Origin of the sequence: Amycolatopsis orientalis, from assembly GCF_000943515.2 — a bacterium.
GTDB lineage: Bacteria > Actinomycetota > Actinomycetes > Mycobacteriales > Pseudonocardiaceae > Amycolatopsis > Amycolatopsis orientalis.
Map to the genome: position 1 here is coordinate 9382779 of NZ_CP016174.1, position 21096 is coordinate 9403874.

General features: G+C 68.7%; 21 protein-coding genes. 6 read left to right on the top strand and 15 right to left on the bottom strand.

Going from position 1 to position 21096, the window contains the following annotated elements:
* Positions 1-488: 488 nt before the first annotated feature.
* The 4 genes from SD37_RS41260 to SD37_RS41275 all read right to left on the bottom strand — a co-directional run bounded on the left by SD37_RS41260 (position 489) and on the right by SD37_RS41275 (position 4083).
* Positions 489-1157, bottom strand: a complete 669-nt coding sequence (locus SD37_RS41260) for a response regulator (RefSeq protein WP_044849594.1) — start codon at positions 1155-1157, stop codon at positions 489-491.
* On the bottom strand, positions 1154-2278 hold the full coding sequence (locus SD37_RS41265; protein ID WP_083255232.1) for a sensor histidine kinase: 1125 nt from the start codon (positions 2276-2278) through the stop codon (positions 1154-1156). The genes SD37_RS41260 and SD37_RS41265 overlap by 4 nt, the downstream gene beginning before the upstream one ends.
* Before the next feature lie 59 nt (positions 2279-2337).
* Positions 2338-3186: a hypothetical protein gene (locus tag SD37_RS41270; protein ID WP_044849593.1), complete on the bottom strand. Its 849-nt coding sequence runs from the start codon at positions 3184-3186 to the stop codon at positions 2338-2340.
* 63 nt (positions 3187-3249) lie between these two features.
* Positions 3250-4083, bottom strand: coding sequence for a helix-turn-helix transcriptional regulator (locus SD37_RS41275; protein ID WP_145926864.1), 834 nt, complete (start codon positions 4081-4083; stop codon positions 3250-3252).
* A gap of 108 nt (positions 4084-4191) precedes the next feature.
* Between SD37_RS41275 and SD37_RS41280 the strand changes: the two genes are divergently transcribed.
* From SD37_RS41280 to SD37_RS41290, 3 genes are read left to right on the top strand one after another with little or no spacing between them, the layout of a single operon-like run.
* A complete protein-coding gene (locus tag SD37_RS41280) occupies positions 4192-5622 on the top strand; it encodes an MFS transporter (RefSeq protein ID WP_044849591.1) in 1431 nt (476 codons plus the stop codon).
* A 53-nt stretch (positions 5623-5675) separates the two neighbouring features.
* The gene (locus SD37_RS41285) at positions 5676-6194 is read left to right on the top strand and encodes an RNA polymerase sigma factor (RefSeq protein WP_044849590.1); all 519 of its coding nucleotides are present in this window, start codon (positions 5676-5678) and stop codon (positions 6192-6194) included.
* Entirely contained in the window at positions 6187-7065 is an 879-nt protein-coding gene (locus SD37_RS41290; RefSeq protein ID WP_044849589.1) for a VOC family protein, read from the top strand. The genes SD37_RS41285 and SD37_RS41290 overlap by 8 nt, the downstream gene beginning before the upstream one ends.
* Before the next feature lie 228 nt (positions 7066-7293).
* Here SD37_RS41290 and SD37_RS41295 read toward each other — a convergent pair whose 3' ends face one another.
* Genes SD37_RS41295 through SD37_RS41305 form a run of 3 tightly spaced genes read right to left on the bottom strand, consistent with a single transcriptional unit; the run spans position 7294 to position 10704 of the window.
* A complete protein-coding gene (locus SD37_RS41295) occupies positions 7294-9057 on the bottom strand; it encodes a gamma-glutamyltransferase family protein (protein WP_044849588.1) in 1764 nt (587 codons plus the stop codon).
* Positions 9058-9089: 32 nt separating this feature from the next.
* Positions 9090-9497, bottom strand: coding sequence for a hypothetical protein (locus SD37_RS41300; protein ID WP_236725499.1), 408 nt, complete (start codon positions 9495-9497; stop codon positions 9090-9092).
* Between the two features lie 13 nt (positions 9498-9510).
* Positions 9511-10704, bottom strand: coding sequence for an FAD-dependent monooxygenase (locus tag SD37_RS41305; protein ID WP_044849587.1), 1194 nt, complete (start codon positions 10702-10704; stop codon positions 9511-9513).
* Between the two features lie 113 nt (positions 10705-10817).
* Between SD37_RS41305 and SD37_RS41310 the strand changes: the two genes are divergently transcribed.
* Positions 10818-11396: a TetR/AcrR family transcriptional regulator gene (locus SD37_RS41310; RefSeq protein ID WP_044849586.1), complete on the top strand. Its 579-nt coding sequence runs from the start codon at positions 10818-10820 to the stop codon at positions 11394-11396.
* 14 nt (positions 11397-11410) lie between these two features.
* Here the strand turns inward: SD37_RS41310 and SD37_RS41315 are convergent, their stop codons facing one another.
* A complete protein-coding gene (locus SD37_RS41315; RefSeq protein ID WP_083255233.1) occupies positions 11411-12721 on the bottom strand; it encodes a UDP-glucose dehydrogenase family protein in 1311 nt (436 codons plus the stop codon).
* A gap of 158 nt (positions 12722-12879) precedes the next feature.
* Here SD37_RS41315 and SD37_RS41320 point away from each other — a divergent pair, with 158 nt between their 5' ends.
* Positions 12880-13638: an SDR family NAD(P)-dependent oxidoreductase gene (locus tag SD37_RS41320; protein ID WP_044849585.1), complete on the top strand. Its 759-nt coding sequence runs from the start codon at positions 12880-12882 to the stop codon at positions 13636-13638.
* Positions 13639-13707: 69 nt separating this feature from the next.
* Here the strand turns inward: SD37_RS41320 and SD37_RS41325 are convergent, their stop codons facing one another.
* The 3 genes from SD37_RS41325 to SD37_RS41335 all read right to left on the bottom strand — a co-directional run bounded on the left by SD37_RS41325 (position 13708) and on the right by SD37_RS41335 (position 16838).
* Positions 13708-14382: a class I SAM-dependent methyltransferase gene (locus tag SD37_RS41325; protein WP_044849765.1), complete on the bottom strand. Its 675-nt coding sequence runs from the start codon at positions 14380-14382 to the stop codon at positions 13708-13710.
* A 119-nt stretch (positions 14383-14501) separates the two neighbouring features.
* Positions 14502-15110 carry a PadR family transcriptional regulator gene (locus tag SD37_RS41330; RefSeq protein ID WP_083255360.1) on the bottom strand — a complete coding sequence of 203 codons (609 nt, stop codon included), beginning with the start codon at positions 15108-15110 and terminating at the stop codon, positions 14502-14504.
* Between the two features lie 81 nt (positions 15111-15191).
* Positions 15192-16838 carry a TM0106 family RecB-like putative nuclease gene (locus SD37_RS41335; protein ID WP_472239594.1) on the bottom strand — a complete coding sequence of 549 codons (1647 nt, stop codon included), beginning with the start codon at positions 16836-16838 and terminating at the stop codon, positions 15192-15194.
* Between the two features lie 90 nt (positions 16839-16928).
* Here SD37_RS41335 and SD37_RS41340 point away from each other — a divergent pair, with 90 nt between their 5' ends.
* Positions 16929-17393 (top strand): DUF6474 family protein, encoded by a 465-nt coding sequence (locus tag SD37_RS41340; RefSeq protein WP_044849582.1) that lies wholly within the window; start codon positions 16929-16931, stop codon positions 17391-17393.
* Positions 17394-17495: 102 nt separating this feature from the next.
* On the opposite strand, the gene SD37_RS41345 is transcribed toward SD37_RS41340, so the two are convergent.
* The 4 genes from SD37_RS41345 to SD37_RS41360 are packed head-to-tail and all read right to left on the bottom strand — an operon-like array spanning position 17496 to position 21048.
* Positions 17496-18455 (bottom strand): glycine betaine ABC transporter substrate-binding protein, encoded by a 960-nt coding sequence (locus SD37_RS41345; protein WP_044849581.1) that lies wholly within the window; start codon positions 18453-18455, stop codon positions 17496-17498.
* Position 18456: 1 nt separating this feature from the next.
* Positions 18457-19233, bottom strand: a complete 777-nt coding sequence (locus SD37_RS41350) for an ABC transporter permease (protein ID WP_044849580.1) — start codon at positions 19231-19233, stop codon at positions 18457-18459.
* Positions 19230-20414, bottom strand: coding sequence for an ABC transporter ATP-binding protein (locus SD37_RS41355; RefSeq protein ID WP_418189799.1), 1185 nt, complete (start codon positions 20412-20414; stop codon positions 19230-19232). Before SD37_RS41355 ends, SD37_RS41350 begins: the two co-directional genes overlap by 4 nt.
* On the bottom strand, positions 20401-21048 hold the full coding sequence (locus SD37_RS41360) for an ABC transporter permease (protein WP_037308875.1): 648 nt from the start codon (positions 21046-21048) through the stop codon (positions 20401-20403). Before SD37_RS41360 ends, SD37_RS41355 begins: the two co-directional genes overlap by 14 nt.
* Between the last annotated feature and the right edge of the window lie 48 nt (positions 21049-21096).

Sequence of the window (21096 nt, forward strand, 5' to 3'; positions counted from 1 at the left end):
CCGCGCGACCGTAGCTCCGAAGACTAGTGCTCAGAGTCATTGCTCGAAAGCAACTCACTGGCCGCCGCACCCCGTACAGGGAGCCCGAAGTGGACCATTTCACGACAGAAAGTGACGGTCATTTCCAGCTCACTCGAAGCAGAAAATCACGGACCGTGCACGAAGTCGCCGCCAGTTTCCGCGGGTCGCGGCTGAAAACACCGGGAAATCAGGGTTAGCGGTACGCGCGTTCGGCTTGGAATCGTTCCCGCCCCATCCTCGGCCGCGCAGGCGAGCCGGATGTTTCCCCTGGTCGATATGAAGACAAAGTGAAGACAGGAGCCCTCCGGCCCTTGCGTTCGACTCCATCAAGGTCGTGCATTTGCACGTGCATCTCAGTGGTTTAACTGAGCGTCAGCGATCCCGCCACCTCGGTCACGCGGGGTGAACCGGGCCCTTCGGCGGCAAATCTCATCTTTTTGGGGGAATCCGGGGTGGGGAATTCCCGATCAAGACCGCCGGGGGCTGACCAGCCCGGACTCGTAGGCCAGCACCACCAGCTGGGCGCGGTCGCGCGCGCCGATCTTGGTCATGATGCGGCTGACGTGCGTGCGCGCGGTGGCCGTCGAGATCACCAGCTGCGCGGCGATCTCGTCGTTCGACATCCCGCCGGCGACCAGGCCGAGGACCTCGCGTTCGCGGTCGGTGATCTCACGGACGGCGCTCACGTCGATGCGGCGGTTCTCCGGACGGCCGACGAACTCCGCGATCAGCCGCCGGGTCACGGTCGGCGCCAGCAGCGCCTCGCCCGCGGCGACCACCTTCAGCGCCCGCAACAGCTCCACCGGGTCGGTGTCCTTCAGCAGGAACCCGCTCGCGCCCGCGCGCAACGCCTCGTAGACGTACTCGTCGACGTCGAAAGTGGTCAGGACGAGGACCTTCACCCCGGCCAGCTCCGGATTCGCGGTGATCCGCCTGGTCGCTTCGAGCCCGTCGACGCCGGGCATCCGGACGTCCATCACCACGATGTCCGGCTTGTGCTCGACCGCGGCCGCGACGGCCTGCTCGCCGTCACCCGCCTCGGCGCAGACCTCGAAGCCGTCTTCGGTCTCCAGCAGCACCCGGAAACCCGCGCGCACCAGCGCCTGGTCGTCGGCGAGGACCACCCGGATCGTCATCGTTCCCCCTCGACAGGCAAGTCCACGCGAACCTGGAACCCACCGTCCACAATGGACGTCGTGAGCGCACCACCCAGCGCCGCCGCCCGTTCGGACATACCGCGCAGCCCGTGGCCGGGCGCGGGTTCGACGGCGCCGCGACCATCGTCGCGGACGAGCAGCGTCAGCGCACCGGTTTTCCGCTCGAACCTGACGTCGACGCCGCTCGCCTGGTTCGCGTGGCGGACCACGTTCGTCAGCGATTCCTGCAGGATCCGGTACGCGGCGCCGTCGACGGGAGCGGGCAGCTCGCCCGGTTCGCCGTCGACGCGGACCTCCAGCCCGGCGGCCCGCGCGTGCTCGAAGAGTTCGTCGGCCTGGGCGAGACTCGGCGCGGGCGCCTTGTCCTCGCCGGATCGCAGCACGGCCAGCGTCGCGCGGAGGTCCTTAAGCGCCGAAGCGCTCGCCTCCTTGATGTTCAGCAACGCCTCTTTCGCCTGCTCGGGCCGCCGGTCGGCGACGTGCGCGGCGACCCCGGCCTGGACGTTGATCATCGCGAGGCTGTGCGCGACGACGTCGTGCACCTCGCGGGCGATGGTGAGCCGCTCCTGCTCGGCCATCCGGTGCCGGTGCTCGTCGGCCTGCTCACGCCGGGCCCGCGCCGCGGCCAGGCCGTTGCGCACCGCCGTCCCGATCCCGACGACCGCGATCACCCAGACGAACCCGAGCCCGGCCCGGAGGTCGAAGCCGTCGAACCCGTGCCGGACGAACAACGCGATACCGGCGGCCACCAGCAGCGATCCGCCGGTGATCCCGGCGACCAGCGGCCCGCGGATCTTGGTGAGCACGAACAACGCGATCGTCGGCAGCACCATCGCCGGCCCGCCGGGGTTGCCGGACGCGTAGTAGCCCAGGGTCAGCACGGAGGTGAGCAGGAAGATCGTCATCGGATACCGGTGGACCACCAGCAACGGCAGCGCGACGGCGACCAGCCAGAGGACACCGAGCGTGGTCAGCGACGGGGCGCCCGGTTGCCAGCGGGCGGCGCTGCTCGTGGCGCCGAGGACGAACCCCAGCGGCAGCACCACGCGCAGGACGCGGCCCACCCAGGGGCTCCACGGATACCGTTCTTTCAGCAGCACAGGACGAAAGCTACCCCGGGACGGCGGCGTACCGCGTCCGTCGGGAAGCGGCTTCCCGGCTACGCCGTGTGCGGTAGGCGCCGCAGGATCGACGTCATCATCAGCACCCCGCCGGTCACCTGCACGGCCAGCACCGGTACATGCCCGGCCGAGCCCATGGTGAATGCACTGAACAGGCCCCACGCGCCGGAGCCAGCCATCGCCCCGGCACCGGTCCACACCAGCACGAGTCGCGGCCAGAACCGTCCTCGCGAAACGGTCGCCAAGGCCACCGCGGCGAGCAGGGCGAGCAGTGCGATCACGATGTCCTGGCCCCGGGCCGACATGCCGCCGGAGCCGAACGCCCAGATCGTGTGGCCGATCGCGGTGACGAGTGCGGCGGTGATGCCGAGCCCGCCCGCAACGCCGATCGTCCCCGGCCGCACGGTGCCGGTGACGACGAACCACCAGCGATCGCGGGCGTAGAGCACGAACGCGGTCAGCAGGAGGACGCCCTGCCAGGCGAAACCGCCGTAGACGACGGCCCAGACCCAGTTCTCCAGCGGTGTTCCGGCCGGTTGCGGCTTCATCAGGTCGGCGACGATCACCGGGAGGTCCAGCACGATCGGCGCGAGCAGTCCGGTGCCGATCCAGATCGGGAAGAGCACGAGCGGCGCGGCGATCCGGCGGCCCCAGGAGTAGGTGAACGCCAGCGCGAGCACCACCGCGACGACGTCCATCCCGCCGGTGAGCAGGTTCGCGAACAGCATCAGGTCGGAGTCCACAAAGGACGGATCGCGGAGGCCGAGGCTGCCTCCCGTGACCCAGGATGCCTTGAGGGTCAGGTACGGCAGCGTGCCCAGGATCGCGGCGTAGCAGACGATCAACCGGGCGCTGGAGATCTTGGGGGTGGCGACTGCTGCGGTCATGCGGTCAGCTTCGGTCTTCGCGCCGCGGAAAGGCTCCCTCGCGAGCCTGGTCCGCCTCCCTCTTCAGAAGGAACTGGGCAGCTTCGCCGCGGTTTCCTCATCGGCCGGGGTGAGCGTCGCCAGCGAGAGCTCCGAACGCCGCCCGAGGTACAGGTAGGAGAACTCGAACCGCAGCAGGCCGACGTCCGGGTGCAGGTACCGCTTGAGCACGATCCGGTCGCCGGAGACGTCGTGCTCCTTCCACATCCGCTCGAAGACCTCCGACTCCTGCCGCAGCCGCTTGACCAGGTTCTTCCACGCCGGTTCGGTGAGGTGTTCGGCCATCGCCGCCCGGAAACCGGCGACCACGCGGGGCAGGTTGATCTCCCAGTCGGGCAGCCTGCGCCGCCACTCGGGGTTGGTCAGGCACTGGACCATCGTGTTGCGATCCTCGAACGGGATCGCGTCGACGTCGCCCATCAGCCAGTTGTAGGCCCGGTTGTAGGCGAGGATGTCGCACCGCGCGTTGCGCACGCAGACCGGGAATGGCTCCAGTTTCGCCATCATCCGGTAGATGTTCTGGCTGAGGAGCTTGCAGTCCTTCTCCAACGGCGGTTCGGGCGCGCCGGCGAGGGTGAACAGGTGCAGGTGCTCGTGCGGGTCGAGCCGCAGTGTGCGGGAGATCGCCTCCAGCACCTGCTCGGACGCGTTGATGTCGCGGCCCTGTTCGAGCCACGTGTACCAGGTGACCCCGACCCCGGCCAGCTGCGCGACCTCTTCGCGGCGCAGCCCCGGTGTGCGGCGCCTGCCGCTGATCGGCAGGCCGACCTGGTCGGGGGTGATGCGCTCGCGGCGGCTGCGCAGGAACGCGGCCAGTTCGTGCCGTCGCACGTCGGCCACTCGCGAATCGACGGTCATGGTCACCTCATCAGGTTCGCAAAACTCCGAGCCCGTTACCAGGTAGTGGTAATACCAGGATAAACACACTCCTGGTACCAGGCTGGACTTCGCTTGATCGTAGTACCCATGACTTCGACGCAAGCTCCGGTGACGCCCACCCGCGTCGCCGCTGGACCGGCCCTGACCTCGGCGGGCCTGGTCACCGTGCTGCTGGGGGCGGCACTTCCGCTCATCGACTTCTTCATCGTCAACATCGCCCTGCCCGCCATCGGCTCCGACCTCCGCACCTCGTCGGCCACCTTGGAACTGGTGGTCGCGGCCTACGGGATCGCCTACGCCGTGCTGCTGGTCGTCGGTGGCCGTCTCGGCGACGCCTTCGGCCGTCGCAAACTGTTCCTGATCGGCCTGGCCTCGTTCACCGTGACCTCCCTGCTCTGCGGGGTCGCGCCGACGGCGCTGACGCTGGTACTGGCGCGGGCCGCGCAGGGGGCGGCCGCCGCGTTGATGCTGCCGCAGGTGCTGTCGATCATCCAGGCGACCACGACCGGCGAACGCAAGTCCAAGGCACTGGGCCTCTACGGCGCGACCGCGGGGCTTTCGATGGTGCTCGGCCAGTTCCTCGGCGGGGCGCTGGTCGCCGCCGATCTCTGGGGTACGAGCTGGCGGCCGATCTTCCTGGTCAACGTGCCTGTCGGGATCGCCGGACTGGTGATCGCGCGGCGGCTGATCCCGGAAAGCCGCTCGAGCAATCCGATCGGCATCGACCGCTGGGGCACCGTACTCCTGGCGATCGCCTTGGTGTCGCTGCTGCTCCCGCTGGCGGAAGGCCCGGTACTGGACTGGCCACTGTGGACGGTCGCACTGCTCGTCGTCTTCCCGTTCGCCGCGGCGGGCTTCGTCCACGTCGAACGCCGGATGGAACGCCTCGGCGGGATCCCGCTGCTGCCGCCGTCGGTGATGCGGATGCCGAGCGTGCGGCAAGGGCTGCTGGTCGGGGTGCCGTTCTTCATCGGGTTCAGCGCGTTCATGTTCGTGTTCGCGGTGACGCTGCAGGACGGGTTGCACCTGGGACCGTTCGGTTCCGGGCTGGTGACGGCGCCGCTTTCGCTCGCGTTCTTCGCGATGTGCCTGGTCAGCAGCCGCCTGGTGACGCGGTTCGGGCAGCGGGTGGTGGCCGCCGGGCTCTCGGTGCAGCTGCTCGGGCTGCTGGTGCTGATCGGCACCGTGCTGCTGGAATGGCCGGAGCTGGGCGTGCTCGATTTCGCGCCGGGGATGCTGCTGTGCGGTCTCGGTCAGGGACTGGCGATGACGACGGTGTTCCGGATCGTGCTGTCGAAGGTGCCGCCGGAGATCGCGGGGGTCGGCAGCGGCATGCTGACGACTTCGCAGCAGGCCGCGATGGCGCTCGGCGTGGCGACGATGGGCACGTTGTTCGCCTCCGTCGGCGCGGGCCCGCTCGGGATGAAGGGCGCGTTCGCCCTGGTCATCGGGATCCAGGCGCTGCTGACGATCGGCATCATCACGGTGGCACGGCGCCTGCCGGATCCGCGGCTCTAGAAAAGTCCGGCTTCACCCGTCGGAGAAGTGGCTCCCCGAGCGACGATGGGAATGTGACGGAACCACGGGTGCACCGGGACCCGGCCTTCGCGCTGCTGTCGCTGTACGAGACGGCGTTGCCGGAGGTCTACGGGTACCTGCTGGCCCGGTGCGGTGACCGCACCCTCGCCGAGGAACTGACGTCGGAGACGTTCCTCGGCGCGGTGAGGGCCTGTCGCAAGGAGGACTCGCCTGCCGTGAGTACCGGGTGGCTGATCGGCGTCGCCCGGCACAAACTCGCCGATCACTGGCGGCGTAAGGAACGTGAGGAACGCGGGCTGCGGCTCGTCCACGAGGAGGACGTCACCGATCCGTGGGACGAGCGGCTGGACGCCCTCCTGGCGCGCGAAGTGCTCGCGTCGCTCGGAGCGCATCACCAAGCGGCGTTGACGCTTCGCTATGTCGACGGCCTCCCGGTACCGGAGGTCGCCGCCCATCTGGAGCGCACGGTGCACGCCACGGAGGCGTTGCTCGTGCGGGCCCGTGCCGCGTTCCGGCGTGCTTACCAGGAGAAGGAGGGTCGCGATGCCTGATCCGTTCGACGCGCTTCGTGCGCCCTCGCAGCCTGTCGACCCCGACCCGCTCTTCGCCGCCGAGCTGCGCGACAACCTGCGTCGCGCCGTCCTGAACGGAGCCGAGATGACCGAGTCACCCACCGCCGAAGTGCGCTCCTTGACGCCGTACCTCGTGGTGACCGACGCCCGCGCCGCACTCGATTTCTATGTCGAGGTGTTCGGGGCGCGGCGCCGGGCCGAGCCGATCGTGATGGAGGACGGCCGGGTCGGGCACGCGGAACTGGCCATCGGGGACAGCGTGCTGATGCTCGCGGAAGAATTCCCCGAATTGGGCAATGTCGTGGCGGCCGCCGGTGGTCCGCTGATCCGGGTCGAGGTCCCGGATGCGCACGCGTCCGCGCGGCGGGCCGTGGAACTGGGCGGAGAGCTGGAACGTGCCGTCACGGACGCGGGTCACGGGCTGAGCGGGGCGATCAAGGACCCGTACGGCCAGCGATGGCTGGTTTCGCAGGCGGCTCCTCGCCCCGCATCAGGCGCGAAGCCGATCCGGCACGGCGAAGCGGGCTACTTCACCTTCCAGGTCCCGGACGACGAACGCGCGAAGGCGTTCTACGGCGCCGTCCTCGGCTGGCAGTTCTCGCCCGGGAGGGTCGAAGGTGGTTGGGGTGTCGAAGGTTCCGGCCTGCAAGGCGGACTCTGGGGCGGCCCGGGGCGGCAGGTGGGCTGGAAGGTCATGTACGCCGTCGACGATCTCGCCACCGCCCTCGACCGGGTCCGCGCCCAGGGCGGCCAGGCAGGCGAACCCGAACAGCAGCCCTACGGCCTGAGTGCCGATTGCGTGGACGACCAGGGCATCGAATTCTGGCTCTGGGAACAGCCGCGCTCTTAAGGCCACCACCCCAGCCCCCCACCCGTCCCTGGGGGGCGACCCCGAAGCCAGTCTATCGCCGATGGGGGACGGGAAGTACGGAAGAGGCGAGTTGTCCACAGCCGGGCGTCATTGTGGACAACTCAAGCTGGGGGTCGACGCCGTGAAGGCCTCCTTCCCTACTTTGAAGGTAGGGAAGGAGGCCTTCACGGCACAGTGGCGACAGCGAGCAGGGTGACGGCGGGCCGGTCAGCGGCCGACGGCGTAGCCCTGCATTCCCCGGGCGTTGGCGGCGGCCCGCAAAACACCCCCGGACCGCGAAACGGCCGAAAGGCGCCCGAGAGCCCAAGGTCCGGCGTCGACGACGAGGTGTCCGCGCGCAGCCAGAGCGTCCATTGTGGACTTTCCGAGTCGGGACTCGGCCACGATTTCCCGCGGCGTCCACGAGCGCGGGTAGAACGAACTCGGGAACGCCGTGGTGTGCCACGCGGGCGAGTCGATCGACTCCTGCAGGTTCAGCCCGCCGAGCGTGTGCGCCAGCCAGAAACACAGCTGCCACTGGTCCTGCTGATCCCCGCCGGGAGTCCCGAACGCCAGCACCGGCTCGCCATCGCGCAGGCCCATCGACGGCGAAAGCGTGATCCGCGGCCGTTTCCGCGGCGCCAGCGAGTTCGGCAGTCCCTGTTCCAGCCAGAACATCTGGCCGCGCGAGTCGAGGCAGAACCCGAGTTCCGGGATCGTCGGGCTCGACTGCAGCCAGCCACCCGACGGCGTCACCGAGATCATGTTCCCGGCCGCGTCGACGACGTCGATGTGCACGGTGTCGCCCCGGGTCTCGCCCAGCGGCCCGACCGTCGGCTCGCCCGTCGCACCGGAGCCGGACTCCAGTCCGCGCAGCTGTTCGAGAATCGCGGGCAGCCGCGGAGAAGGCCCACCCGGCCGGAGTTCGCCGGATGCTTCGTCGGTGATCAAGGCTCGTCGAGTATCCGCGTATTCGCGGGAGATCAGCAGCTCGATCGGCACGTCGGGAGAATCCCCGTACCAGGCCTCACGGTCGGCGAACGCCAGTTTCGCCGCCTCGACGGCCAAGTGCACCGTGCGTTCCGTCGGAATTCCGTCCACATAGGACATTTCGCCGCGCAGCCCGTCCAGCAACCGCGCCTGCTGCAGCAAGGCGGGCCCCTGGGTCCAGGCGCCCATCTTCACCAGGCCCCAGTCACCGAAGTCGACCTGCAGCGCGTCTTCGTACGTCGCTTCCCAGCTCGCGAGGTCTTCGCCGGTGAGGAGCCCGGCGTGGTCACGACCGGAATCGTCACGGAAGGCCTTGCGGCTGAACGCCTCGATGGCCTCGGCGACGAAGCCCTGCGACCACGCACGGCGTCCGGCGTCGATCTGCGCCTCGCGTCCGCTGACCGACTCGGCCTCGGCGACCAGCCGCTCCCAGGTGTCCGCGAGCGCCGGGTTGCGGTGCAGACCCTCGACGGGCTTGCCGCCGGACAGCCACAGCGCCGCCGACGTCGGCCAATGTTCGGTGAACAGCTCCTGCACCGCGCGGATCGTGTCACCGACCCGGCTGACCAGCGGAATCCCGTTGCGCGCGTAGGAGATCGCGTAGCCGAGCACGTCGCGCAACGACTTCGTGCCGTGGTCCCGCAGGAGCAGGAGCCAGCCGTCCCACGCGCCCGGGACGGTCGCGGGGAGCAGGCCGCTGCCGGGGATCAGGTCGAGTCCGAGATCCGCGAAATGCTCCGGCGTCGCGGCCGCGGGCGAGACGCCTTGGCCCGCGAGGACCCGGGGCGTCCGATCCTTGGCGGTGACGAAGATGCCGGGGACCTGCCCCGCCGGGCCGCAGAGATGCGGCTCGGCGATCTGCAGGACGAACCCGGCCGCTACCGCCGCGTCGAAGGCGTTTCCGCCGTCTTCCAGCACCGCCATCCCGGTGGCCGAGGCCAGCCAGTGCGTCGATGCCACCATGCCGTGGGTGCCGGCCAGTTCCGGCCTGGTCGTGAACACGAGGCCGATACTACGCTTTGCTAACTACTTTTTCAGTCCCAGAAGTTGAAGAGGGCTTCACCGAGATTCTCCGGACGCCAGTACCTGACATCGTCCTCATCGACCCAAGGCCACGCGGCCAGGTCGAGTGGACCATGGAGCTCGGCACAGGTGAAGATCCGGCACACGGGGAGAAGCTCTTTCAGCACGGCCAGCAGGCCCGGCTCGTCGACGAAGCGGAGCGAACCGAATTCCACCGGCGTCGAGGCGATGCCGATTCCATGCCACGTCGCGTTTGCGCTCCAGTCCCGCGTCCACAGGACGGCGACGGTGCGATGGCGATAAGCGAGGTACCCCTGGTCGAAATTCGGCGAGTAGTTGGATGACCGGAACTCCGTCACGTGGCCGTCCGTCCGCCGGGCCGCCTCGTAGCAGGCCCGGCGGAAGTTCTTCTGGTCCATCACCCCACCGAAGCTATCCCCGCGCGGCGACCGGGGCGTCATAGTTTTCCAGCGTCGCGGCGTTCGCCGCCCGGGAGGTGATCCAGGTGAACACCCTGGTCATCGGCTTCGAGCCCAGCACCCGGTACAGGAAGTTCCGGTAGCCGACCATGAACCGGGTCTTCGGCGCGAGGAACGTGCCGATCCCGGCCGCCTGCTTCTGCGAAACCTTGACCGGACCGCGCAATTTCTCTTCGTAGCGCGCGAACGCGACCTCGTGGTCTCCACGCGCGGCGGCGAGTTCTCCCGCCAGGATGTACGCCCCCATCATCGCGAGCCCGGTGCCCGAACCGCCCGGACCGGCACACCAAGCCGCGTCACCGAGCAGCACGACCCTGCCCTGCGACCACTTGTCGAGGTGGATCTGGCTGAGCGAATCGAAGTACAGTGCCTCGACGTCGGCGAGCCCTTCCAAGAGCGCCGGAGCTTCCCAGCCGAAGTCGGCGTAGCGCTCGACGAGGACCTTCTTCTGCCCCTCGACATCGCGCCGGTGCACCTCCAGCGGCCCGGACGCGAAGACGAAACTGACGTTGAGGACCGAACGGTCCCGGCCGCTGGCGACCATCACCGTCCGGCCGGGGACGCTGCAGATCTGGCCGAGGTGGTCGAGGTCGAGGTGGTTGGGCGCGGTGAAGCCCGCGGTGTGGAAGCCGAGATCCGTGCGGAACCGCTCCTCGTCACCGAAGGCCAGGCGACGGACACCCGAGTGCAGCCCGTCCGCGCCGACGACCAGGTCGAATCTGCGCTTCCCGCCATGGGCGAAGGTGACATCGACACCGTCCGCGAGCTCGTCCAGGCCGGTGATCCAGTCGCCGAAGACGTACTCGACGTCGTTTTTCGTGTGGTCGTAGAGGATGCGCGTCAGGTCTCCGCGTTCGATCTCGACTTCGCCGCTGAAGAACACCGACGGCATCTCGGCGACCTTCTTGCCCCGCGCGTCGACGACGACCTGCGAGCCCATCGCGGTTTCCTTCGCGCGGATGTCTTCGAGGATGCCCATGCGCTTCAGCAGGGTCATCTGCTCACCCCGGAAGTCGACCGCGCTGCCCCCTTCACGCAGGGCCGGGGCGCGCTCCACGACCGTCGGCACGAAACCGCGTTCCCGCAGCCAGAAGGCGAGGGCCGGTCCCGCGATGCCGGCGCCGGAGATCAGAACTGTGGTCGTCATGGCTGCTCCTTGGGGTTCTGGGTGATGGAAGTGACCGTACGGCAGATTTGCACGATTGGTCAAGCCATATGGTTAAACCAAATGGATAAACCGTGTGGTCTAGGATCTCGGGCATGGGTAATCGCGAGGACCTGATGGCGGGCGCCATCCAGTGCTTGAAGGAAAAGGGCTGGTCACGGACGACGGTGCGGGACATCGCGGCGGCGGCCGGGGTCAGCCACGCGGCGATCGGCTACCACTTCGGATCGCGGGAAGCCCTGCTGCTGACGGCGTTCTCCGAGGCGATGGACGACTGGGGCAAAGAAGTTCTGGAGGAGATGAAGAGCGCTGTCGACCCGGACGCCTCGCCGTCCGAGCAGTACCGGGCGTCCTGGCGCGCGATGATCGACTCCTACAGCCGCAACCGGCAGCTGTGGATCGCCTCGATCGAGGCGTTCGTGCAGTCCGAGCATCACCCTGAACTGCGGAAACAGCTCGCCGCCGCTCAGCGCGAAGGCCGCCGCGGGATGGCGGCGGGCGTGCTGGGGATCGACGAGGACACCCTCACCGAGGCGGACGAACGCCGGATCGGCGCGGTCGCCACGGCCCTGAATTCGGGCGTGATGCTGCAGCACATGCTCGACCCGGAGAACGCCCCGACGGCCGAGGAGGTCGTGGACGGGCTGATGACGCTCGTCTCCCTCGTGTCATGAGGGAGGCAGGCAGGTCAGGAGACGGCGACCTTCCGCCGCAGCGCCGCCCGCGGCCGCCCGACGCCCTGCCATGAAAGGCCCGCGTCGAGAATCTGGCGCGGCTCAAGGAGATTGCGCGTGTCGACGACCGAGTCGCCGTCCATCTGCTCGGCCATGTAGTGCCAGTCGAGCCGCTTGAACTCGTCCCATTCCGTCAGCACGACGACGGCGTCGGCCGCCTTCGCGACCTGGTACGGGTCGTCGACCACGGTCATCCCGGCGAGCTGGCCGCCGATGGCCGGGTCGTAGGCGGTCAGTTCCGCACCCAGCGCGCCCAGCACCGAGGCGACCGCGAGCGCGGGCGAATCGCGCAGGTCGTTCGTCCCGGCCTTGAACGCCAGGCCGAGGAGGCCGATCCGCGAACCGGCCAGTGTCCCGCCGACAGCGCCGGCGATCTTCGCGACGATCCGGTCCCGCTGCGCGATGTTCTCCTCGATCGCCGAGGTGAGCAGCGTGAAGTCGTACTGCACTGACTCGGCGACCCTGACCAGCGCGCTGGTGTCCTTCGGCAGGCACGAGCCGCCCCAGCCCGGACCGGGTTTGAGGAACGAGCGCCCGATGCGCCGGTCATAGCCCATGCCTTCGGTGACCAGGTCGATGTCCGCGCCGAGGCGTTCGCACAGCTCGGCGATCGAGTTCACATAGGACAGTTTCATCGCGAGGAAGCAGTTCGCCGCGTACTTCACCAGTTCCGCGCTGGCCGCGTCGGCGACGACGACCGGGGCGGCGAGATCGGCGTAGAGATCGCCGACCCAGCGGGCGGCCGCGACATCGTCGGAACCGACGACGATCCGGTCCGGGCCGAGGAAGTCCTCCACGGCGGTGCCCTCGCGCAGGAACTCCGGATTCGACACGACCGGCACGTCCGTGCGGCCGAGCATCGCTTGGATGCGCTTCGACGTGCCCACCGGCACGGTGGATTTGGTGATCAGCGCACAACCCGCGGGGATGACGTCGCCGATTTCGGTGGTCACCGCTTCGACCGCGCGCAGATCGGCCGAGCCGCCCGCGCCCATCGGCGTGGGCACGCAGAGGAAGACGGCCTCCGCGTCGCGGACCGCCTCCCGCGCACCGACCACGAAGTTGAGTCTTCCGCTGGTCAGCCCCCTCGACACCAGCTCGGACAATCCCGGCTCCAGGATGTCCACCCGTCCGGCGGAGAGCCTTGCGACCTTCGCCTGGTCGACATCGACGCAAGTGACTCGATGCCCCAGGCCGGCCAGGCAGGCCCCCGTGGTCAATCCGACGTAACCGGTCCCCACCACCACGATCCGAGCAGCGCTCATGCTGCTGAAGGTGACAGCCGGAGTTGACCTCCGAGAGAACGGAATGCTTCGGGTCCGAATACTCCTCACGACATGCTGCGCACCGGCGTGAGCCATCCCACCTGGCCCCGATGCGAACGAGCGTTAACCTATGAACGATTGTCGACGAAAGGGAGAACATGCAGATCACCGATACCGCGGCGCTCGTCACGGGTGGCGCGTCCGGGCTCGGCGGTGCGACCGCGAAGGCGCTCGCGGCGAAGGGCGCGCGGGTCTTCGCGCTGGACCTCGCCGGTGCCATCGCCGGCGCCGAGGAGGTCGAGGGCATCACTTACGTCGAGGCCGACGTGACCGACCCGGAGCAGGTACGCGCCGCCGTCGCGACCGCCGCCGAGTCCGGGGTGCCGCTGCGGACCGTGGTGAACTGCGCCGGGATCGGGCCGTCCGCGCGGATCCTGTCGAAGAAGGGACCGCACGACCTCGCCCTGTACGCGAAGGTCGTCCAGATCAACCTGATCGGCTCCTTCAACGTGCTCACGCTGGCCGCCGAGGCCATCGCGAAGACGGAACCGCTCGCCGACAACGCGCGCGGCGTCATCATCAACACCGCGTCGATCGCCGCTTTCGACGGCCAGATCGGGCAGGTGGCGTACTCGTCGTCCAAGGGCGGCATCGTCGGGATGACCCTGCCCGCCGCGCGCGACCTCGCGTCGCACGGGATCCGGGTGCTGACCATCGCGCCGGGCATCGTCGACACCCCGATGCTGGCGACGGTGAGTGAGGAGTTCCGCGCTTCGCTGGCCGAGGGCGTTCCGTTCCCGAAGCGGCTCGCGCGGCCGGACGAGTACGCGCAGCTCGCACTGTCGCTGATCGACCACGACTACCTGAACGGCGAGGTCGTCCGAATGGACGGCTCGCTGCGCATGGCCCCTCGCTGAGCCTCCTCCGCGCGCTATGAAAGGTCCTTTCCTTGCAAATTTCGCAAGGAAAGGACCTTTCATGGCACGTCAGGAGCGGGTGAGCCGGACGTCCAGTCCGATTCCGACGGTGGTGATCTCGCCCGTCCGGAACGCGGTTTCGGCGACCAGCCCGCCGAAATCGACCGGCGTGTAGGCACGCCGCCGCAGCTGCCCGAGCGTCTGCCGGGTCGTCAAAGCGGCCAGTTTGCCGAGCTTCATGCCCTCGACCTCGCGCACGATGTCACCGTCGGTCGCGTCCCGGTTCATGTCCTGCACCACGGCCGTCCCGCCCGGACGCAGCACGCGGTGCATCTCGTCGAGCGCCTTCACCGGCCACACGAAGTTCTTGAACGCGGCCTGGCAGACGACGAAATCGAACGACTCGTCGTCGAACGGCATCCGTGAAACGTCGCCCTCGCGGAACTCGACGTCGACGCCCTGAGCCCGCGCGTAGTCACTCGCGATCTCGACGAACGTCGGTGCGACGTCGAGGCCGGTGACGGAGAACCCGAGCCGCGCCAGTTCGACGGCGAAGTAGCCGGGGCCGAAGGCGACCTCCAGGATCTTCGCGCCTTCCGGCAGGTCCGCGGTGAGTTCGCGCGCCTGCCGCCGCCAGAGTTCGAGCTGCGGTTCCGTGCCGCGCTGCCGGGCGTAGTTCCGGGCCAGCGCGCCGCCCATCTCCGGGATGAGCTTGAACCGTTTCCGGTCCTTGATGTTCGACATGGTCACTCCAGGTTGGTGTGCCCGGAGCCCGGCTATTCTCAAGATGCCTTCTCGTGGCCGGGTTCCGGTTGCGGGATCGTCGCCCCGGAGAGGTGCTGCAACACCCCTCCGGGGCCCTTTCAACTGCGGGTACTCCCCCTTTCCGTCACCAGGGCCCGCCATTCGGCGAGACCGGGCATCGAGCCGGAAGTCAGTTCTTCGAGGATCGAGCGGACCCAGTCGGCTTCCGCCACGCGGATCGCCAGGTGGTACTCGACCTCGAGCAGCACCAGCCGCGGGATCTCCTCCAGTAGCCGCGCCAGTTCGGCCCGTGTCGAGGCGATCTCGTCGTCGAGCGCCGCCAGCCGGGTGCGGAACAGGGCGATCACCTCGTCCGGTCCGAGCCATCCCAGCACCGACAGTCCGGCGACGAACTTCGGTTCCTCCGGCGCGAGTTCCGCGAGCAGCTCGCGCAGCCAGTCGAGCATTTCGTCACGGCCGGCGTCGGTGATCCGGTACACCGTGCGCTCCGGACGGGCACCCTCGCGACCGCTCTCGACGGTCTCGATGAGGCCGTGTTTCCGCAGGTTGCCGACGACCGTGTAGAAGGAACCCCATTTGATCCCCATGTCGCGGTCCTTGCCACGCGCCTTCAGGACCGAAGCCATTTCGTACGGATGCATCGGGCGCTCGTTCAGCGTGGACAGGATCGCCAGCGCCAGCAGATTCCCGACCTTCCGTCGTTTCACCACGTCTCCTCGTTCACGAGTACTCGTAAGCGAGTATCCGGACGGACGAGCTTGATCGCAAGTCACCCGGCAGCCGGGAGGTCAGAGGTCGTTCATGTACGGCACTGAGGTCTGCGCGTGGTCGGTCATCCAGTTCCGCAGCGCGTGCGTGGCCAGGACGTCGTCCTCGTTGTAGCGCAGCAGGCGCTCGCGCTGATCGTCGTCCGGGACGCCGCCGTCCATGCCGACGGCGTCGCGGTACCAGCTCATCGACGCCTCGCCGCCCGCCTCGGGATCGCGCCAGGCGAAGCCGGCGACCGGGGCGATCACCTTGAGCCCCTTGCCGTGCGAGCACAGGAACTGGTCGGTGACGCTGCGGAAGAGGTCGATCCACTCCCCGGAGTCCACAAAGGACGCGATCTCCGCCTTCGTGGGCACGCCGGGGTAGTCGCCGAACCGGTCCGCGGAACCGAAGAGCCAGCGGTTCTCGGCGAGCGCGTTGTAGCAGTAGGCGCGGAAGGTCAGCCCGGCCGCGAGGGTGCGCTCGCGGACTTCCTTGAACCAGGCCCAGAATTCCGCGAACGACCGCGCCTCGTCGGCGGTCGGCAACGGCTCCCAGGTCGCGAAGGCCCGATAGCCCTGCTCCATCCCGATGTCGGCACCGGTCAGCAGCGAACCCCACAGGTAGGCGCCGGAATCACCGAAGCTCTCCATGTCGACGTCGACCTCGACGTCGCCGCGGGAGACCTCGATGCGATCGACCTTGCGGACCATCGTGAGATCGGCCAGCCAGGCACGCGCGAGGATGATCGCGTCGGCGAAGGTGCCGCCGGTCCAGTTCATCGGCGGGGGCTCGTCGGCCGGATCGAGCGCGGCCAGCTTGTCCACTGTGGACACCCCGGCGCGGCGGAGTTCCATCGCGTCCTCGCCGCGGACGACCAGGCTGACGTCGCGGGTTTCGGTGAGCACGACCTCGCACGTCGGCCACCAGGGACAGCGGCGGCATTCGAGGACCCGCGACGGCTCGGCGAGCGGCTCCTCACCTTCGGCGGCCGCGCTCGCGATGGCGAGCCTGTCGGCGAAGCGGCTCTGGTACTCCGTCAGCGCGCTTTTCCCGCCCGGCCAGGTGCCGGCGGACAGGTCGTGCCAGACGACGACGTCCGCGTCGAGCCCGATGACGCCGCCGATGGCGCGATGTCCTTCGTGCTTCCCGAGCGCTTCGAGCATCCGATAGAGGTGCGCGAGCCGCATCTGGTCGCGCGGTTGCGACCGGACCTTTCGCGCCGGGTCGGGCAGGCGGTGCGCCGGGTCGAGGTCGGTCATCACCGTGGTCGGCGCGCCCGAGCCGCGATCGGTGATGCGGTGCCGCACGACCAGCACCGGCACGTACCCCGCGCCGGTGTGGACCAGGAGTTCGGAGCCGCCACGCCGGTGACCCGCGCGGTCCACGGGCAGCAGCGCGCCCCAGATGTAGCGCGCTTCGGCGGCGAAGGCCTCTTCGGTGAGCTGCACGCGCTCGGCGGCCGGGAGGTCGCGGGCGATCTTGACCCAGCCCGCGTCCGGGCCGGTCGCGTCCATCAGCCGCTGCACGATGGCCTCGCGATGCGCTGCCGCGTCGGCGATCCGCTGCTGCGCGGCGGGGTCAGGCGGGGCGAGCGGGACCTCGCGCATCGCCGGATCGTGTTCAAGGTGCACGCGACGCCGGCAGCGGCTCACCGCTCCCGCGTCCAGTAGCACCTCGTTACTCACAGACAACACTCTAGAAGGCGACCGGCAAGCCGACATGCCCGCCACTTCGGGGACCAGTAAGTTCGTCTGTGACACAGCGTGGGAGGTGCCATGGCGCGCAAGGCCAAAGCCGTCGAGAGCGAAGGCAGGTTCACCCCGAAGAAGGCGAAAAACGCCGTCGCGGTGGCCAAAGTGCTCGGACCGGCCGTACTGCCGGTGATCGCGCCGTACGCCGTTCGTGCGGCGGGTGCCGCACGAGAGCTATACGACCGTTACCAGGCGAAGAAGCTCGGAGTCGCCGTCGACCAGCTCGGCGAGTACAGCGGACGCGGTGCCGCGCTGCACGCGCGGATCGCTGGGCTGACGCAGGGGCTCGCGGAGCTGAAGAAGTCCGCGAAGGCGACCGACGCCGACGTGGCCTTCGCGAAGGACACTCAGGGGACGCTGGAGCAGCTTTCGGCGACCGTTCGTGCTTCGGAGCGGATGCCCGCCGCGCGGCGCAAGGCGGCGCACCGGGCCGTGGCCGGGGAGCTGGACCAGCTGGAGGGGAAGCTGCTGCACCGGTTGGGGGTTTGAGCCTCGCTTCGGCGGAGACCTGACGGGTGTCATAAGAGGTCCCATGAGACGAATTTCGTCTCATGGGGACCCCTTATGACACGTCGGGCAGGGAGAAGCGAGCTAGGAGATGAACCCCTTCTTCTTCATCCACTCGTAGGCGACCTCGCCCTGGTCACGGCCGTCGACGTCGACCTGTTTGCACAGTTCGATCATCTGCTCGTTGTCGATGGCCGCGCTGACGGCTTCGAGCGGGCCGCGCAGCTCCGGGTGCTGGTTCAGGAACTCCGTCCGCAGCGTCGCCACAGCGTTGTACTGCGGGAACGCCTTCTTGTCGTCTTCGAGGACGCGCAGGTTGAGCCCGGCGATGCGGCCGTCGGTCGTGAAGATCTCGCCGATCGGGCAGGTCCCGCTCGCCACGGCCGAGTAGATCGTGCCGATGCCGAAGTTCTTGATCACCGGGTTCTGGAACCCGTACGCCCGCACGGCGGCGGGGAAACCGTCCTGACGGCTGGTGAACTCGGTTTCCAGGCAGAACACGTTCTGGTCGGGCTTCCCCTTCAGGAACGCCGCCAGATCCGACGTCGTCTTCAGGTTGTTCGCCGCCCCGTATGCCTCGGTGACCGCGAAGCCGTACTGGTCGTTCAGCGGCGAGTAGTTCAGCCAGGTGATGCCGAACTTCGCCTCGTCGGCCGCCTTCGTGGCTTCGTACTGTGCCTTTTCCCCGCCGGGGACGGGGAGTTCGTTGCCCTGGTAGTTGATCCAGCCGGTGCCGGTGTACTCCCAGGCGACGTCGGTCTGGCCGGTGAGCAACGCCTGGCGCGACGAGTTCGAGCCCTTGATGTCGGTCAGGTCGATGACGTCCGCGCCCGCCGCGGAAAGCGCCATTTCGGCCATGTAGCCCAGAATGATGTTCTCGGTGAAGTCCTTGGAGCCCACCGTCACCTCGACGCCCTTGAGCGCCGGGATGGGCTGGATGGAGCCGGGTTCGATCTTGTAGGGCAGCGCGGTGTTGACCTCGAGTCCGCACGCGGAAAGCGTGCCGCACAACAGGATCGCGCCAAGAATGGCCTTCACTCGCATGTCAGCGCAGTCCCTTCGGTCCGAAGAACTGTTCCGCGACCGCGCCCAGCCAGTCCACCAGCAGCGCCAGCGCGACGGCGAGCACCGAACCGGTGATCAGCACCTTCGTCAGGTTGAGCTTGTAGCCGGTGTCGATGAGCAGGCCGAAGCCGCCGGCGTTGACGAACATGCCGAACGTCGCCGTGCCCACGGCCAGCACCAGCGAGGTCCGCAGGCCGGCCAGGATCAGCGGGATGGCCAGCGGGAATTCGACCCGCCACAGCACGCCGGACGCCGACATGCCGATGCCGCGGCCGGCGTCGATCAGGGAAGGGTCGACCTGTTGCAGGCCGACCATCGTGTTCCGCAGCACCGGAAGCAGCGAGTAGAACGCCAGCGGAAGCGCCGCGACCCACAGCCCGCCGGTCGCGCCGGTGACGATGAACCACAGCACCAGCACGCCGAGCGCGGGCGCGGCCTGGCCGATGTTCGCGACCGCCAGGAACACCGGCGCCGCCCACCTCGCCCACGGCCGGGTCGCGAGCACCCCGAGCGGTACCGCGACGGCGACCACGATCGCGGTGACCACGACGGTCATCGCGAGATGGTCGCGCAACGCGGCGAGCAGCCCGGCGGCGTTGAGCGTCTCCTTCTCCGTCGCGGTCAGATCGCTGGCGAAGACCCAGAGCAGCACCCCGGCGACGATCAGCAGCACCACCGCGGGCTGGGCGAACAGCCGGACGCGCTCGGCGCTTCTCGACGAGGACTCGGTGGAGAACCCGGTATCGACGGCCGTCATGCGGTCACACCTTCCGCCGGGTTGTCGTCGGAGTGCTCCTCGCGCAGCTGCTGGATCGTCGAGATGACGGTGTCGAGTTCGATCGTCCCGGCGTACTCACCGCGAGCGCCGGTCACCGGGACGCTGCCGCCCTCGGCGAGCATCGCCTCGAGCGCGTCCTGCAGCGTCGACTGGAGACTGACGTAGTCGCGCAGCGGTTTGCCCGCGGTGGACAGCGACGTCGCCGTGGTCAGCTCGCGGACGTGCACCCACCGCATCGGACGACGGCGCTGGTCGAGCACCAGCACGAAATGCTTGCGCTGCTGAGTCAGCTTCTCCCGCACGGCCGACGGCGATTCGCTCACGGTCGCCGTCAGCGCGTCCTGCTTCAGCTCGACGTCGCGGACCCGCAGCAGCGTCAGCTGCTTCAGCGAGGCACCGGCGCCGACGAAACCGGCGACCGTGTCGTCGGCCGGGTTCGCGAGGATCGCGTCCGGGGTGTCGTACTGGAGGATCTTCGACTGGTTGCCGAGCACCGCGATCTTGTCGCCGAGCTTCACGGCCTCGTCGAAGTCGTGGGTGACGAAGACGATCGTCTTCTTCAACTCGGTCTGCAGCCGCAGCAGCTCGTCCTGCAGATTGCCGCGCGTGATCGGGTCGACCGCGCCGAACGGTTCGTCCATCAGCAGGACCGGCGGGTCCGCCGCGAGCGCCCGCGCGACACCGACGCGCTGCTGCTGCCCGCCGGAGAGCTGACGCGGGTACCGGTCGCGGAAGTCGGCCGGGTCGAGGCCGACCAGGTCCATCATCTCCTCGACCCGGTCGTTGACCTTCTTCTTGTCCCAGCCGAGCAATCCGGGCACGACGGCGATGTTCTGCGCGACGGTGAAATGCGGGAACAGCCCGGCCTGCTGGATCGCGTAGCCGATGCGCCGCCGCAGGGTGTCGACGTCGAGCTTCAGCGCGTCGTCGCCGCCGATGGTGATCCGGCCGGACGTCGGCTCGATCAGCCGGTTGATCATCCGCATGGTCGTGGTCTTGCCGCAGCCGGACGGGCCGACGAAGACCACGATCTTGCCCGCGGGCACCACCATCGAGAAGTCGTCGACCGCCGGTTCGCGGGTGCCGGGGTAACGCTTGCTGACGTTCTCCAGCTCGATCTCGACGCCGGACACGGTTTCGGTCGGCTCAGCCACGGACACCCCTTGAGACGGTCAAACGGTTGATCAGGACGTAGACGGCGTCGAGGACCAGCGCGAGGACGACCACGCCGAGCGTCCCGGTCAGCGCCTGGTTGAGGGAGTTCGTGCTCCCCGCGTTGGTGAGGCCGGAGAAGACCTCCGAACCGAGGCCCGGGCCCTTCGCGTAGGCCGCGATGACCGCGATGCCCATCAGCATCTGCGTCGCGACCCGCATCCCGGTGAGAATGGCAGGCCAGGCGAGCCGCAGCTCCACCCTGGTCAGCACGCCGAACCGGCTCATGCCGATGCCGCGCGCCGCGTCACTGACCGCCGGATCGACACCGCCCAGCCCGACGATCGTGTTCCGCACGATCGGCAGCAGCGCGTAGAGCACCAGAGCGATGACGGTGGTGTTCACGCCGAGGCCGAATACGGGGATGAGGAGACCCAGGAGGGCGAAGGAGGGGACGGTGAGGATCGTGCTCGCCAGCGCCGTGGCCACGGCCGACCCGATCGGGCTGCGGTAGACGGCGACGCCGATCACCACGCCCAGGACGGCGGCGATGATCGTGCACTGCACGACCGCGCTGACGTGGAGGAGCCCTTGGAGGGCGAGTCTGTCCCACCGATCCGAGATGTACTCGAAGAGATTCATCGCGTGCTGGTTCTCCCGCCGCCTCTGAGTGAGAGTGCTCACCCATTC

Excerpts from the sequence above, each read along its gene's own strand:
- SD37_RS41260 (WP_044849594.1), bottom strand. The coding sequence starts at position 1,157 with ATGACGATCCGGGTGGTCCTCGCCGACGACCAGGCGCTGGTGCGCGCG.
- SD37_RS41270 (WP_044849593.1), bottom strand. The coding sequence starts at position 3,186 with ATGACCGCAGCAGTCGCCACCCCCAAGATCTCCAGCGCCCGGTTGATC.
- SD37_RS41275 (WP_145926864.1), bottom strand. The coding sequence starts at position 4,083 with ATGACCGTCGATTCGCGAGTGGCCGACGTGCGACGGCACGAACTGGCC.
- SD37_RS41280 (WP_044849591.1), top strand. The coding sequence starts at position 4,192 with ATGACTTCGACGCAAGCTCCGGTGACGCCCACCCGCGTCGCCGCTGGA.
- SD37_RS41290 (WP_044849589.1), top strand. The coding sequence starts at position 6,187 with ATGCCTGATCCGTTCGACGCGCTTCGTGCGCCCTCGCAGCCTGTCGAC.
- SD37_RS41300 (WP_236725499.1), bottom strand. The coding sequence starts at position 9,497 with ATGGACCAGAAGAACTTCCGCCGGGCCTGCTACGAGGCGGCCCGGCGG.
- SD37_RS41305 (WP_044849587.1), bottom strand. The coding sequence starts at position 10,704 with ATGACGACCACAGTTCTGATCTCCGGCGCCGGCATCGCGGGACCGGCC.
- SD37_RS41310 (WP_044849586.1), top strand. The coding sequence starts at position 10,818 with ATGGGTAATCGCGAGGACCTGATGGCGGGCGCCATCCAGTGCTTGAAG.
- SD37_RS41315 (WP_083255233.1), bottom strand. The coding sequence starts at position 12,721 with ATGAGCGCTGCTCGGATCGTGGTGGTGGGGACCGGTTACGTCGGATTG.
- SD37_RS41320 (WP_044849585.1), top strand. The coding sequence starts at position 12,880 with ATGCAGATCACCGATACCGCGGCGCTCGTCACGGGTGGCGCGTCCGGG.
- SD37_RS41325 (WP_044849765.1), bottom strand. The coding sequence starts at position 14,382 with ATGTCGAACATCAAGGACCGGAAACGGTTCAAGCTCATCCCGGAGATG.
- SD37_RS41340 (WP_044849582.1), top strand. The coding sequence starts at position 16,929 with ATGGCGCGCAAGGCCAAAGCCGTCGAGAGCGAAGGCAGGTTCACCCCG.
- SD37_RS41345 (WP_044849581.1), bottom strand. The coding sequence starts at position 18,455 with ATGCGAGTGAAGGCCATTCTTGGCGCGATCCTGTTGTGCGGCACGCTT.
- SD37_RS41350 (WP_044849580.1), bottom strand. The coding sequence starts at position 19,233 with ATGACGGCCGTCGATACCGGGTTCTCCACCGAGTCCTCGTCGAGAAGC.
- SD37_RS41360 (WP_037308875.1), bottom strand. The coding sequence starts at position 21,048 with ATGAATCTCTTCGAGTACATCTCGGATCGGTGGGACAGACTCGCCCTC.